Genomic DNA, 15142 nt, shown 5'->3' on the forward strand with positions numbered 1-15142 from the left:
GAGTGTACGGAATGAAAACTAAAATAATGACAGGATTATTAGTCACATCCATTGTAACTGGAGCAACTATTCCTATCAATACTCTCGCAACACCAATCGTTCAAGCGGAAACTTAACAGGAAGGCATGGATATTTCCTCTTCATTACGAAAATTAGGTGCGCAATCTAAATTAATCCAAACGTATATTGATCAATCTTTAATGAGTCCTAATGTACAGCTAGAGGAAGTACCAGCTTTAAATACCAATCAATTCCTAATCAAACAAGATATGAAGGAATGGTCATCGGAACTCTATCCACAGTTAATTCTATTAAATTCAAAAAGTAAAGGATTTGTAACAAAATTTAATAGTTATTACCCGACATTAAAATCGTTTGTAGACAATAAAGAAGATAGAGAAGGGTTTTCGGATAGACTTGAAGTACTTCAAGAAATGGCTATGACGAATCAAGAAAATGCGCAACGACAAATCAATGAATTAACAGATCTTAAATTACAGCTTGATAAAAAATTAAAAGATTTTGATACTAATGTGGCAACTGCGCAAGGCATACTAAGTACAGATGGGACAGGAAAAATAGATCAGTTAAAAAATGAAATATTAAATACCAAAAAAGCAATTCAAAATGATTTACAGCAAATTGCATTAATACCAGGGGCTTTAAATGAGCAGGGATTTGCTATATTCAAAGAAGTTTATAGTCTTTCAAAAGAAATTATTGAACCGGCTGCTCAAGCAGGGGTGGCAGCGTATAACAAAGGAAAAGAAATTAACAACTCTATTCTAGAAGCGGAGAAAAAAGCGGCGCAAGAAGCGACAGAACAAGGTAAAACTGCTCTAGAGATTGAATCAGCAAAAAAAGCAGCTCGTGAAGCAATTGAGAAAAGCAAACAAGGTGAAATAGCAGCCGCAGCCGCAGCAAAAACACAAGAGTATGACCTGATGAAAGCCATTGATACCGAAAAGATTAAGAAAACATTTGGCGTTTTTGCTGAAGTAAATAAATTAACAGCAGAACAGCGAGCATATTTAGATGATTTAGAGAAACAAAATCAAAAAATATATGATTTAACAACGAAATTATCAATAGCTGATTTACAAAAATCAATGCTTCTTCTTACACAAAATGATTTGCATACGTTTGCAAATCAAGTAGATGTAGAACTTGATCTACTAAAGCGCTATAAAGAAGATTTAAATCTAATAAAAAATAGCATTACAAAATTATCTACTAATGTTGATACAACTAACGAGCAGTCTCAAAAAGATACATTAAGACAATTAAAAAATGTAATAAGTTACCTTGAAGAACAAGTATATAAATTTTAATATTGCGTTTTTTGGGAATTCATAAAGATTATAAGCATTTAGCGAAAGAAGGAGAATAGTCATGAAAAAATTTCCATTCAAAGTACTAACTTTAGCTACATTAGCAACTGTTATAACTGCTACTACCGGTAACACTATTCATGCATTTGCACAAGAAACGACCGCTCAAGAACAAAAAGTAGGCAATTATGCATTAGGCCCCGAAGGACTGAAGAAAGCATTAGCTGAAACAGGGTCTCATATTCTAGTAATGGATTTATACGCAAAAACAATGATTAAGCAACCAAATGTAAATTTATCTAATATCGATTTAGGCTCAGAGGGGGGAGAGTTGCTCAAAAATATTCACCTTAATCAAGAGCTGTCACGAATCAATGCGAATTACTGGTTAGATACAGCGAAGCCACAGATTCAAAAAACTGCTCGTAATATTGTAAATTACGATGAACAATTTCAAAATTATTACGACACATTAGTAGAAACTGTACAAAAGAAAGATAAGGCAGGTCTAAAAGAGGGTATAAATGATTTAATTACTACAATCAATACAAATTCAAAAGAAGTTACAGATGTGATTAAGATGCTGCAAGACTTCAAAGGGAAACTATATCAAAATTCTACAGATTTTAAAAATAATGTTGGTGGTCCGGATGGGAAAGGTGGATTAACTGCAATATTAGCAGGTCAACAGGCAACGATTCCACAACTTCAAGCTGAAATTGAGCAACTTCGTTCTACTCAGAAAAAACATTTTGATGATGTATTAGCATGGTCAATTGGTGGTGGATTGGGAGCAGCTATTTTAGTTATTGCAGCTATTGGAGGAGCGGTAGTTATTGTTGTAACTGGCGGTACAGCAACACCGGCTGTTGTTGGTGGACTCTCGGCTCTTGGCGCAGCTGGTATCGGTCTAGGAACTGCGGCTGGTGTCACAGCATCTAAGCATATGGACTCCTATAATGAAATTTCTAACAAAATCGGAGAATTAAGTATGAAAGCAGATCGTGCTAATCAAGCAGTTCTTTCGCTTACTAACGCGAAAGAAACATTGGCATATTTATATCAGACTGTAGATCAAGCGATATTGTCTCTAACAAATATTCAAAAGCAATGGAATACAATGGGCGCAAATTATACAGATTTACTGGATAATATCGATTCTATGCAAGACCACAAATTCTCTTTAATACCAGATGATTTAAAAGCCGCTAAAGAAAGTTGGAATGATATTCATAAAGATGCAGAATTCATTTCAAAAGATATTGCTTTTAAACAGGAGTAGAACTGAAATTTAAAACCTAAATTGGAGGAAAATGAAATGATAAAAAAAATCCCTTATAAATTACTCGCTGTATCGACGTTATTAACTATTACAACTGCTAATGTAGTTTCACCAGTAACAACTTTTGCAAGTGAAATTGAACAAACGAATAATGGAGATACGGCTCTTTCTGCAAATGAAGCGAGAATGAAAGAGACCTTGCAAAAGGCTGGATTATTTGCAAAATCTATGAATGCCTATTCTTATATGTTAATTAAGAATCCTGATGTGAATTTTGAGGGAATTACTATTAATGGGTATGTAGATTTACCTGGTAGAATCGTACAAGATCAAAAGAATGCAAGGGCACATGCCGTTACTTGGGATACGAAAGTAAAAAAACAGCTTTTAGATACATTGAATGGTATTGTTGAATACGATACAACATTTGACAATTATTATGAAACAATGGTAGAAGCGATTAATACAGGGGATGGAGAAACTTTAAAAGAAGGGATTACAGATTTGCGAGGTGAAATTCAACAAAATCAAAAGTATGCACAACAACTAATAGAAGAATTAACTAAATTAAGAGACTCTATTGGACATGATGTTAGAGCTTTTGGAAGTAATAAAGAGCTCTTGCAGTCAATTTTAAAAAATCAAGGTGCAGATGTTGATGCCGATCAAAAGCGTCTAGAAGAAGTATTAGGATCAGTAAACTATTATAAACAATTAGAATCTGATGGGTTTAATGTAATGAAGGGTGCTATTTTGGGTCTACCAATAATTGGCGGTATTATAGTGGGAGTAGCAAGGGATAATTTAGGTAAGTTAGAGCCTTTATTAGCAGAATTACGTCAGACCGTGGATTATAAAGTAACCTTAAATCGTGTAGTTGGAGTTGCTTACAGTAATATTAATGAAATGCACAAGGCGCTTGATGATGCTATTAACGCTCTTACTTATATGTCCACGCAGTGGCATGATTTAGATTCTCAATATTCGGGCGTTCTAGGGCATATTGAGAATGCAGCTCAAAAAGCCGATCAAAATAAATTTAAATTCTTAAAGCCTAATTTAAATGCAGCGAAAGACAGTTGGAAAACATTACGAACAGATGCTGTTACATTAAAAGAAGGAATAAAGGAATTAAAAGTGGAAACTGTTACTCCACAAAAATAGGGAAATATTAATTCTGCGTAAAGTGAACTAAAACATAGAAAGTCTATGATTACACTGTTAAACAGAAAAGTAATAATTAATAAATCCTTATATAACAGAAAGGCGGAGTCTCATTAAAGACTTCGCCTTTCAATTATATATAAGTATGATTCGAATAAAAAATAACCTTGTAGTTTAATTGCTTTTTTAAAATTTGCAATAGAATCGGTTAATTTGAAGCAGATTATATACATTTTCTTTAATACTTAATGATTTGAAGGCTGCTAAAGAAAGTTCAAACGATACTGATAAAAGATGTAGAACTCATTTTGAAAGACATCGTTTTTTAATAAGATTAGAACTTGAAACCATACCTTATATAGGAGGAATACGAAATGATGAAAAAAATCCCTAATAAACTACTCGCTGTATCAGCGTTTTTAACTATAACAACTACTTATGCAGTCATACCACTAGAAACTTTTGCAATTGAAATTGAACAAACGAACACTGAAAATATGTCTCTTTCAGCAAATGAAGAACAGATGAAAAAAGCTTTGCAAGATGCTGGTTTATTTGCAAAAGCTATGAATGAATATTCTTATTTGCTAATTAATAATCCAGATGTGAGTTTTGAAGGAATAACTATTAATGGAAATGCAGATTTACCTAGTAAAATTGTACAAGATCAAAAGAATGCAAGAGCACATGCTGTTACATGGAATACACAAGTAAAAAAACAGCTTTTTGATACATTGACAGGCATTATAGAATACGATACAAAATTTGAAAATTATTATGAAACATTAGTAGAGGCGATTAATACCGGAAATGGAGATACTTTAAAAAAAGGGATTACAGATTTACAGGGAGGAATTCAACAAAATCAAAAATCTGCAAAAGCATTAATAGAAGAATTAATTCAATTGAAAAATGCTATTGGAGAAGATGTTAGAACATTTGGAAGTCATAAAGAGACATTGCAATCGATTTTAAAAAACCAAGGTGCTGATGTGGAGGCGGACCAAAAGCGTCTAGAGGACCTTTTAGGACAAGTAAAATATCAGAAAGACATAGAATCTAAGGGGTTAGACATGGTGAAAATCCCCTTTATTCCAACCTTGATTGCTGGTGGCATAATGATAGGTGATGCAAGAGGTAAGTTAGGTTGGCTAGAACCTGAATTAGCAAAATTGCGTCAGACTGTAGATTATAAAATAACATTGAATCGTGTAGTTGGAGTTGCATTTCATAATATTAGTGATATGCATAGTATGCTTGATAGTGCTATCACTGCTCTTACTTATATGTCTACGCAATGGGAGGATTTAGATTCTCAATATTCGGGTGTACTGGGACATATTGATAAAGCTGATCAAAAAGCTGATCAAAATAAATATAAATTCTTAACCCCTAGCTTGAATGCAGCGAAAAACAGTTGGAAAACATTAAAAACAGATGTTGTCACTTTGCAAGAAGGGATAAAAATTGCAGAGAAAAAAGAACAGGATTTTTTGAATCAGCTTCGTCCATCAAACGTTTTCTACTTTTATAAAAAAATTCATAACGCATACACTTTTGAAATAAAGACTGGAACAAATGCGCCAAATGCGTCTTATAAAGTTATGAATTTAACTAAAAACACTGTTCATAATATGTGGAGTGGAGGGGCTAATACTAACATGTGGGCTGATTGGCTTTCATTCAATCCAAATGATGAATTTGCGGTAGTAGCAGTAGTGGATGGTAAAGAATATGTTGTGTATAAAGACAAAGTACAAAATATAATGAACTGAATCTGAAAGTAACGAAGTAATTGGAGCTGGAGAATAAACTAGACACCAAGTTAATCGGAAAATCTCCTTATATCCTAGAATATTTTGCTCAAGAAAAAGAATTTGTTCAGCGAAAAAGTAAATATTGAACCAAGGAGTTAGTTGTATTATGTGTATGGTTTTACCGAAAGGTTTCAAGTACATTACCCATACAATTATGTAGTTATCCTGAAGCATCTACAGGTGTTCTTATCGACCTTGAAGAACTACTTAGCTTCCTAAGTGGAGTGATTTTATGCAAAATTAAGTGAACTTTTTTGTACATAGATTAGTTGACATTCATATAGATTTTTTCCATTTTCAAAGATAGTTTTGTTTTTTATGTTATTTTTTAAAAATTACTGCTGAAATTTCTATATTCATGACTCAGCATATAATCATTGTTTGATGAAATGACATACCACGTCCCTTAGAGTTTCATACGTATTACGATAACTTAAAGAAAAAAGATAATAGTAGTCAACGGTTACTATTATCTTTTTTGAACTATTTTTCATTAAAATATCTCATCTGCTGTGCTCCTTATTTATTTTTCCAGATTTTATCCTAGTTTAAAATTTATGCATTTGAACTGTTTATACAATTTGTAGGATTTTTAGCTTTTTTGTCGAATACACTTAATGCAAGGAGGGACATTACATGATTATTAAAGATTATTTCATCAACCTTTCTATTTTTTCTTTATTAGTTAGCGCAGCAATATTTATTCAAGTGTTTACAATTAATTCTAGTCGATATTTCGAAAAGCTCTATGGAGGGATTATTGCAGTTACGTTAATGTTCTTTTCTTTTCCATACATGGGATTTTCCTACGATCTTCGAGTTGTTCCTCTTATTCTATCTTTTATTTACTTTGGTCGTATTGCTGGTTGGATTACGTTAATTAGCATAATATTAATGCGTATCTTTTACATTGGAGAGTATTGGGAACCTCCTGTGATTGCTTATTTAGGTATGGGGATTCTATTTTCTACTTTTAAAACTTATGAAAAAAAACTACATCCTTTTAAAAGTGCATCGTTATATTTTTCTGTTTTTATTGGAATAAAGTGGTTAGTTGGCGTATTATTTAATACTACATTACTTTACACAGGAGGCTTATTATATATAGCGTTAGGACTTTTAATTGGGCTATTTCTTATGGAAGCCTACCAGAGATTGTATTATTTAACACAGGACTTATCTAAAATGAATCGAGAATTAAAAAAATCGAAGCAAGAACTTACAGATACCGTACATGAGCTTCAAGGAGGAATTTTTAAATTTAAAAAAGTGGGTAAGCACTTTATACACACTTTATGTGATGGACAGTTTTATTATCAAAACGGATTTTATTCTGAACAGGTGGTAGGAAAAAGCTTACGTACTATTGATGCTTCTATTATTCCTCCACATTTAGTTCCACAATTGATGAAGTACTATCTCCAGGCATGGGAAGGAAAAGAGATTATATTTGAATTACCTTGGCCAAATGATAAAACTATTATTCTTATTGCGCTTAGGCCAATTAAACGAAATGGACAAGTTATTGAAGTTGTTGGTTCTACAGTTGATATAACCGAAAGGAAAAAGGTAGAATCAGAATTAAGCGCTACCAAAGAATTATTAGAATCATTTATAAAGCACAATCTAGATGCTATTACCATTTCTGATCGAGAAGGGCATATTTTACAAGCCAATAAAGCTTATGAAAAGATATTTGGGTGGTCATCACAAGAAATCATAGGTAAGAGATTACCTTGTGTACCAGATTTTTTAATGGAAGAATCACTTAAAAATATTCAGAAAATTCTAACAGGTGAATCGGTGGTTACTAGATTAGAAACTGTTAGACAACGGAGCGATGGGAGTCTTCTTGATATCAGTCTGACAGTTTCTCCTATACTAGATGTAAGAGGAAATGTGATAGCTTTATCAGCAATATGTAGAGACATCTCTGAAAGAAAACAAGCAGAAAGAGAACGGCATCGATTACACCAGCAATTAAGAGATAGTGAAATGAAGTACCGTGCACTAATCGAACAAGCAACTGATGCGGTATATGTAGTAGAGCTGAATGAAGATAATACTCCAAGTCGATTTATTGAGGTAAACCCTGTTGGGTGTAGAAGATTTGGATATAGTAGAGAAGAGTTGCTCTCATTATCATTTTCAAATATAGTACCACAAGATTCTCAAATAATCGTAAGGTTATTAGAAAAAATTAAAAAAGGACAAACTTCCTTCACTTTGCAAGATGAATATGTTTTTCCAACAGGAAAAGTAATAACAACTGAGTTTAGTGTTCGTGTTTTTAACTTAAATGGTAAAAAAGTTTTTCTAAGTATTTCTCGTGATATCACTGAACGGCTAAAAACAGAAGAATTATTACGAAAATCTGAAAAACTTGCTGTTGTAGGACAATTAGCGACTGTAATGGCTCATGAGATTAATAATCCATTAACTGCAATGAAAGGGTTCATGCAATTACTAAAATCAACGGAAAATGAGAATAATCAGGTTTATATTAATATAGTATCATCAGAGATTGAGCGTATAGAGAGCATTACAACTGAATTTATGGCGGTAGCCAAACCACAGGTGGTAAAAATGCAACCTAATAACATTAGTGTGCTAATGGATCAAGTTTTAATGCTACTACAACCTCAAGCAATGATGAATAATATAAAATTTAGAATCAATCTTAACCCTGGTATTCCATTGATTTCATGTGAAGGAAATCAATTAAAACAAGTATTTGTTAATATATTAAAAAATGCAATTGAATCTATGCCGATGGGAGGGGAAATCCTGATTCAAATAAATAGACTTGATAATAATCAAGTAAGCATTCGTTTTATTGATCAAGGGTGTGGGATTCCAAAAGAACGTATACCATACCTCGGAGAACCTTTTTATAGTATTAAAGAAGAGGGGATTGGCTTAGGGTTAATGATCTGTTATAAAATCATTGAAACACATCAGGGAAAGATATTTATTGAGAGTGAAGTGAATAAGGGGACTATAGTTGAAGTCACTCTTCCTATTTGTACACTTCAAAATTAATATATTCTTTTACTGAAATTTTTTAAGAAACCATACAGAATGTAATGCTAATGTTACTTAATGAAATAATAAAGAGAAGAACACTGGTAAATGTACCCTATGGAATAGACACTTGAAAAAGCCTGTTATAAAAACATCCTTTCTTTAGAACCAAAAGAAAGGATGTTTTTAATATTGTAATTTTTCTTGGGGACATTTCAAATTTTTGCTCGTAATACATTTTTTAACTAATTTTGGTTAAGTTAGTTAAAAAGGTATTATTTTTAATGAGCATATTGACATATAAATATCCCTCATTTTTAAAATAGAAATTTCTAAAAACTATATATAGGTTCTTTTTGAAAGGAAGGGTATTATCAATTGAAACCACATGAAAAAGTACCTGTTCACTCTATAAAATCTTTGCAGGAATTAATGCAATTACTAAAAAAATCTAAAGATTTTATAACGTTGGAGATCGCTTCAAACAAATCCTCTATAGTCATTTCATATTTTAGAACCTTAATCGATGTAAATATATTTCATGAAGAGGTTTTAACTTATATAAAAGAGAAGAGCTTCGATTCATTACAAGATATTCGGTCTGTCTTACCCTTTGAAAATTCAAAAATAACAAATCAAATGGAAGATATTCAGGATAGTATTTTAAACGGCTATATACTTATTCAGTTCGATACAGATAAATTAAATGGCTTGTTAATCAATGTGGCAAAGAAAGAAAAAAGAGATATTACAAAAGCTGAAATTGAATACAATATCGTGGGTCCACAAATCGCGTTTGTTGAAGATTTAGATGTAAACTTAAATTTAGTACGTAGAAAGCTTCCAACACCTTATTTACAAATGAAGGAATTGAAAGTAGGCTCTCTATCTAACACAACCGTTGCGATTGTATATATTGAGGGAATTGTAAATGATCAAAATCTACAAGAAATTATAAAAAGGGTAAGTCAAATAAAAACAGACCATGTTTTGGATAGCACGTATTTGATGCAGTTAATTGCAGACAACCCGAATTCTATATTTCCTCAATTTTTGAATACAGAACGACCAGACCGTGTAGCAGCTGTATTGGCAGAAGGGAAAATTGCACTTTTTGTAGATGGCTCGCCTTATGCCATCACTCTTCCAACAACATTAATTGACTTTTTTTCTACGACAGAAGATTACACCATGCCTTGGATTATTGCCTCTTTTTTTCGTCTATTAAGGCTTTTTGCTTTTATGTTTTCTGTCTTAACGACTCCATTATATGTTGCAATCTTAACATATCATTACGAGCTTATTCCAAAAGAACTTCTTGAAACGTTAATCATATCGAGAAGTAAAGTACCTTTTCCTCCATTAATTGAAGCGCTTTTTTTAGAAATAACGATTGAATTACTGAGAGAAGCGGGGGCACGTTTACCAACTAAAGTGGGTCTAACTGTCGGTATAGTAGGTGGTATTGTAATTGGACAGGCATCTGTAGAGGCAAGTCTTACAAGTAATGTACTCATTATTATTGTTGCACTTTCAGCTCTTAGCTCATTTACAGCACCAATATATCGAATTGGTAATACAATTCGAGTAATTCGTTTTCCTTTTATAATATCTGCACACCTGTTGGGTTTATTAGGAATTGTTTTAACAAGCTCTTTGCTTTTAGCACGTTTATTACGTACAGAATCATTAAGACGTCCTTATTTGTTTCCTTTTTATCCTACACGCCCTACAGATTGGAAAGACAGCATTATCCGTTTGCCGATCTCAGCGATGTTTCGACGTCCTATTTTTTCAAGATCTAAACAGCGTTTTCGTTTTAATCCAGAAGAGGTAGAGAAAAATAAAATCAAATCACGAAATGATTTTGATGATTGAAATTAACAGGGAGGAGCATTATGAAACAGATCCCAATTGAGTATCAAGTCTCTCCATATATGGTGTTTTTTTTAATTATTACTATACAGATGGGGGTTGGTATGCTTGGTTTTGAAAGGATTAGTGCAAAATTAGTTGGAAATGATGCGTGGATTAGCACGCTGCTTTTTGGAATATCTGTTAATCTTATGATTTGGATTATATATCAGATTTTAAATCAGGGTAATGGAGATATCATTGCAATCAATCAAGACGTACTTGGAAAATGGATTGGTGGATTGTTCAACTTCATTTTTTTATCTTATATTGTATTGTTAGGTGCAACAACACTACATACTTATATCGAAGTAGTACATGTTTGGATGTTTCCTTCCATTTCATCTTGGATTATAGCAGGGGCTTTTTTGGGTCTATGTTATTACATTGTGACTGGAGGATTTCGTGTAGTTGCCGGAATTGGCTTCTTTGGAATTGTTATCCCAAGCATTCTAATCTTCACATTTTTTTATCCTTTGCAGTATGCAGATTTTCAGAATTTATTTCCAATTGCACAGCATTCATTCCTAGAAATTATGAAAGGAATGAAAGGAAATATGTTTAGTTTTTTTGGATTTGAAATGTTATTGTTATACTACCCATTTATTAAAAAGGCAAGAACGTCTCAAAAATATGCGCACTATGCAAATTTAGTAACGACTATTGTCTACACATACCTTATGATTTTAACTCTTGCGTTTTTTAGTGAAAAACAACTAGCGAGCGCGATATGGGCATATTTAAGCATGATTAAAATTATACAATTTCCCTTTATAGAGCGGTTTGAATACATTATTGTTTCTGTTTGGGCTTTTTTTATATTACCCAATGTTTCCTTTACATTATGGGGAGTAAGTCGTGGTATAAAAGAGGCACTGGGAATAAAGCAAAAATATGTTTTGCCAGTTATCATCCTGTTCATCTTTGTTTTATCATTTTTCTTGAATAACCGTAATAAAATTAACTTATTAAATACTTGGACAGGTCAAATTGGCTTTGTATATATATATGTATACCTACCTATATTATGGCTAATTCAAACCGCCAAAATAAAGTTAAGGAGATAAACATGAAGCGATGGATACTTTTCCTTATAGTAAGTGTCTTCTTAATAGGTTGTGCTAAAACGAAAATTGTGGATGACATTGACTTAGTTCAAGTTGCGGCATATGATACCGAAGCAGAAGGTAAGCTAAAAGGAACCTTTGCGATTTCAGCTTATAAAGGAGGCGGGGAAGGTGAAACAAAAATCTATTCAGCATCAGGCCAGACTGGTAGAGAAGTTCTGGCAAGAGCATCCGAAAAATCTTCTGGACCTCTAGAGTTGGGGCAATTGCGTGTTATTATATTTAATGAAAAAATAATTGAAAAGGGAATGCAGGAAATTTTAGAGACTTTGAACCGAAATCCTAGTGTAGGAAATGCAATTTATTTAGCAATTACAAATGTAAAAGGGGAATCACTATTAAAGGGGAACTATTCTAAAGAAAAAGAAATTGCTTCCTATCTATCCTCTTTACTGGAGCAAAATATGGACAATGGAACGCAACCAAAAACAAATTTTTTTATGTTTTTAAATCAACTTAATGATGATGCGAGAGATTCTTATTTACCGATGATATCTAAAAAAGGTAACGTGTTGGAGTTAGATGGAATAGCACTTTTTAAAAGATGTAAAATGGTTGATAAAGTGAACCCTAAAGATTTATTTGTATTTAAATTGTTGACAGATAATTTTAAACAAGGTACATACCAATTCAAACTACCTGGTTCCTCAAATACTTACGCCACGATAGAGAATATAAAAGCTAGAACAAAATATAAGATGGAGGGGAATAGTAAGCATCCATTCGTAAATGCTCATATTCAAGTTAAAGCTGAAATTCAAGAATTTACAAAAACAAAAAATCTAGATAATCCTAAAGAAATAAAAAAATTAGAAAAAATTATGGAAACAGAAATAGAAAAAAAGGCAACTACATTGATAAAGAGATTTATTAAAAAAGACACAGATCCTATAGGACTTAGAAAGCTTGGTAGAACTCACGTAAGAAAATGGAACAGTCAAGAATGGGAAGAATCCTATAAACATTTACGTTTTCGTGTAACAGCTGATGTGAAAGTAACCCAATCTGGTGTTACAGAATAAATAAATCAAATAAGATATAGGAAATTTTAATGAAAAAATATAGTCTCGCAGGAGATTAGGGAGAAGAGAAACGATTAATAAAGCATTTCATAAACATTAAGATGCTTTGTTAATCGTTTTTATACCTGTAGCTTTATCACTTACAGTAATCATAATTATAATAAAAGAACAACAAAACAAATTCCCGATACCACATAATTATAAGAGGACAATAAAACATCAAGATATAATGTATGCTTTATTTGGAAAAAAGAATTTAAGTACTTCAAGGTTAAACACTTAACTTTAAAATAGTAAATTCGTTGCTTGTAGCACTTCAATTAGACTGTGTCCCCGAAAGTTAGAAAGGTCAGTTTATGAAATAGCCTCTAGGGAATGAGCCTAGTACAATACTGGATTCATTTCCTTTTATTTTTCCTTGATTCTTTCATGATTATAGTACTTTATATACTTTGCTAATTCTTGTTTGAATTCTGTTATACTTTCAAATTCTTTCGATACAGAAATAGACATACAAAAACGCCATTCTTTCTTATAAATTTACAGAAAGAATGGCGTATTCTTCAAAAGTGAGTTCCTTTATTGAAAAGCTTTAGTTCTATATGACAGATAAAAGGGCAAGCAACGCTAAAATAGCGAGAAATCCTTGTTTCATGATAATTGATGTATTGGATGTGAAACCTCCGAAAATAGCTGCTATCACTACACAAATGATGAAAAATAATTGAATCATATAACCAATGGGATTGTTTCCAAGTATAAGTCCCCGAATGAGGCCAGTTGCTAAGAATTCATTATATAAACCGTTTGCAAATTAATTGTCTAAGTATTTCTAAGTTTAAAGAGTACAGTGTCTTCGTTTTTTATTGAATCAACTTTTACATGTTGGTTCAATATTTTCTATTCTCTTGGAACTTAGTTCTCGTTTACTTCTCACAAAAGCAATAAAATCTATTATCTCTTCTGTTGACAGTGCTTCTCCATCTATTAAAAGTGTTGGATCTGGATCGTTTAGGAGTCTTGTAATATCAATTACATCTTTGTTTTGATGTGAATGTTCAATTCGACCTAATATATAATCTACAGATGTATCAAATAAATCGGCTATTTTTGATAAAGATTGTAATGAAGGTAATCTATAACCATTTTCATACCCGGCATAGGTGCTTTTCGCAATCCCAAGTCGATCTGCTGTCTTTTGTAAGGACCATTTTTGATTTTTTCTTAATTTAGATAAACGTTCCAGCATTCGTCTCATACCCCATCTAATTTTATTAAATTAATTATAACATAGAAAAAGAATCAAGAATAGAAAAAAAGTACGCGTATTGAATACAAAATCTTGATTAATTCAAATTAAGTTCTATAATGATAAATATAAATACGCATTACGCGAACGATATATCGTTGTTTATTTTATGGAGGGGTTGTGTATGAAGAAAATTTTATTACTTGCAACTGGTGGGACAATTGCATCTGTGGAGGGGAATGAGGGGCTTGTTCCAGGATTGTCCGCTGAGGAATTATTGAATTATTTTTCGAAGTCTTCTCGAAACTTAGAGATAGATTGCAAAATCTTAATGAATATTGATAGTACCAATATGCAACCTGAGCACTGGAAAGAAATGGCTAATGCTGTTTTTAATCACTATGATGACTATGACGGGTTTGTGATTACACATGGAACGGATACGTTAGCTTATACATCTTCTGCGTTATCTTATATGCTGAAAGGTTTAAGAAAACCAGTTGTTTTAACAGGTTCACAAGTACCTATTAGTTTTAAAAAGACAGACGCAAAGAAAAATGTAGCTGATGCTCTTAGGTTTGCCTGTGAGGATGTTGGCGGTGTGTTTATTGTTTTTGATAGTAGGGTGATTATTGGGACGAGAGCAGTTAAAATGCGAACAAAAAGTTATGATGCATTTGAAAGTGTGAATTATCCATATGTTGCTGAGGTAAATGAAGATGAAGTGAAATATCATTGGAAGCCAACTTCCTCACATAGTGAACTTTCAATAAATACTAATTTATGTACGGATGTTTTTCTTATGAAATTGTATCCAGGTACAAAGCCTGAGGTATTTGATTGTTTAAAAGATTTGTATAAAGGGATTATTATTGAAAGTTTTGGAAACGGTGGATTACCTTTTGAAGGAAGGAACTTGCTTTCGAAAATTCAAGAGTTGACTGAAATGGGGATTGCTGTAGTGATTACTACTCAATGCCTGGAAGAAGGAGAAGACATACTTCTCTATGAAGTAGGACGGAAAGTGGCGCAACATCAAGTAATATTGTCTGGAGATATGAATACGGAAGCCATCATAGCAAAATTGATGTGGGCGCTTGGGAAAACTAATAAATTAGAAGAGATTAAAAAAATTATTGAAGAGCCTTTAGCCTACGATTTAACAATAAAATCTGATAAGGATTGGTAATGACTTCATATGATTTATTTAGG

9 protein-coding genes and 4 pseudogenes are annotated in these 15142 nt (G+C 32.4%); 10 read left to right on the forward strand and 3 right to left on the reverse strand.

Annotated elements, in window-relative coordinates; all coding sequences use genetic code 11:
• Window positions 1–11 precede the first annotated feature (11 nt).
• From hblC to MKY38_RS06835, 9 genes and pseudogenes are all read left to right on the forward strand, one after another.
• Window positions 12–1331 (forward strand): annotated as a pseudogene (hblC, locus tag MKY38_RS06790) (hemolytic enterotoxin HBL lytic component L2).
• A gap of 61 nt (window positions 1332–1392) precedes the next feature.
• Window positions 1393–2613, forward strand: a complete 1221-nt coding sequence (gene hblD, locus MKY38_RS06795) for a hemolytic enterotoxin HBL lytic component L1 (protein ID WP_000714435.1) — start codon at window positions 1393–1395, stop codon at window positions 2611–2613.
• Window positions 2614–2649: 36 nt separating this feature from the next.
• On the forward strand, window positions 2650–3777 hold the full coding sequence (gene hblA / locus MKY38_RS06800; RefSeq protein ID WP_000591972.1) for a hemolysin BL binding component B: 1128 nt from the start codon (window positions 2650–2652) through the stop codon (window positions 3775–3777).
• A gap of 374 nt (window positions 3778–4151) precedes the next feature.
• Window positions 4152–5552 (forward strand): hemolysin BL regulatory component HblB, encoded by a 1401-nt coding sequence (gene hblB, locus MKY38_RS06805; RefSeq protein ID WP_000976163.1) that lies wholly within the window; start codon window positions 4152–4154, stop codon window positions 5550–5552.
• 678 nt (window positions 5553–6230) lie between these two features.
• Entirely contained in the window at window positions 6231–8636 is a 2406-nt protein-coding gene (locus MKY38_RS06815) for a PAS domain S-box protein (protein ID WP_341048491.1), read from the forward strand.
• Between the two features lie 360 nt (window positions 8637–8996).
• Window positions 8997–10496: a spore germination protein gene (locus MKY38_RS06820; protein ID WP_065223197.1), complete on the forward strand. Its 1500-nt coding sequence runs from the start codon at window positions 8997–8999 to the stop codon at window positions 10494–10496.
• Window positions 10497–10516: 20 nt separating this feature from the next.
• The gene (locus MKY38_RS06825) at window positions 10517–11599 is read left to right on the forward strand and encodes a GerAB/ArcD/ProY family transporter (RefSeq protein ID WP_000809697.1); all 1083 of its coding nucleotides are present in this window, start codon (window positions 10517–10519) and stop codon (window positions 11597–11599) included.
• Window positions 11600–11601: 2 nt separating this feature from the next.
• Window positions 11602–12681, forward strand: coding sequence for a Ger(x)C family spore germination protein (locus MKY38_RS06830; protein WP_046392857.1), 1080 nt, complete (start codon window positions 11602–11604; stop codon window positions 12679–12681).
• Window positions 12682–12832: 151 nt separating this feature from the next.
• Window positions 12833–12964: pseudogene (locus MKY38_RS06835) on the forward strand (excinuclease ABC subunit C); the annotation flags it as partial.
• A gap of 125 nt (window positions 12965–13089) precedes the next feature.
• Here MKY38_RS06835 and MKY38_RS06840 read toward each other — a convergent pair.
• The 3 genes and pseudogenes from MKY38_RS06840 to ansR all read right to left on the reverse strand — a co-directional run.
• Window positions 13090–13176: pseudogene (locus MKY38_RS06840) on the reverse strand (IS3 family transposase); the annotation flags it as partial.
• Window positions 13177–13279: 103 nt separating this feature from the next.
• Window positions 13280–13495, reverse strand: a pseudogene (locus MKY38_RS06845) (DUF1304 domain-containing protein); the annotation flags it as partial.
• A 57-nt stretch (window positions 13496–13552) separates the two neighbouring features.
• Window positions 13553–13930: an HTH-type transcriptional regulator AnsR gene (gene ansR, locus MKY38_RS06850; RefSeq protein ID WP_341050269.1), complete on the reverse strand. Its 378-nt coding sequence runs from the start codon at window positions 13928–13930 to the stop codon at window positions 13553–13555.
• A 184-nt stretch (window positions 13931–14114) separates the two neighbouring features.
• Here ansR and ansA point away from each other — a divergent pair, with 184 nt between their 5' ends.
• Window positions 14115–15119, forward strand: coding sequence for an asparaginase (gene ansA / locus MKY38_RS06855; RefSeq protein ID WP_070179892.1), 1005 nt, complete (start codon window positions 14115–14117; stop codon window positions 15117–15119).
• The last annotated feature ends 23 nt before the right edge of the window (window positions 15120–15142 follow it).

The organism is Bacillus sp. FSL R5-0585 (assembly GCF_038004545.1).
In the GTDB taxonomy this organism is placed as follows: Bacteria; Bacillota; Bacilli; order Bacillales; family Bacillaceae_G; genus Bacillus_A; species Bacillus_A cereus.

Bases quoted from the DNA above. Each gene is read 5' to 3' on its own strand.
- hblD (WP_000714435.1), top strand. From the start codon at position 1,393: ATGAAAAAATTTCCATTCAAAGTACTAACTTTAGCTACATTAGCAACT.
- ansA (WP_070179892.1), top strand. From the start codon at position 14,115: ATGAAGAAAATTTTATTACTTGCAACTGGTGGGACAATTGCATCTGTG.
- ansR (WP_341050269.1), bottom strand. From the start codon at position 13,930: ATGCTGGAACGTTTATCTAAATTAAGAAAAAATCAAAAATGGTCCTTA.
- hblB (WP_000976163.1), top strand. From the start codon at position 4,152: ATGATGAAAAAAATCCCTAATAAACTACTCGCTGTATCAGCGTTTTTA.
- MKY38_RS06825 (WP_000809697.1), top strand. From the start codon at position 10,517: ATGAAACAGATCCCAATTGAGTATCAAGTCTCTCCATATATGGTGTTT.
- hblA (WP_000591972.1), top strand. From the start codon at position 2,650: ATGATAAAAAAAATCCCTTATAAATTACTCGCTGTATCGACGTTATTA.
- MKY38_RS06830 (WP_046392857.1), top strand. From the start codon at position 11,602: ATGAAGCGATGGATACTTTTCCTTATAGTAAGTGTCTTCTTAATAGGT.
- MKY38_RS06815 (WP_341048491.1), top strand. From the start codon at position 6,231: ATGATTATTAAAGATTATTTCATCAACCTTTCTATTTTTTCTTTATTA.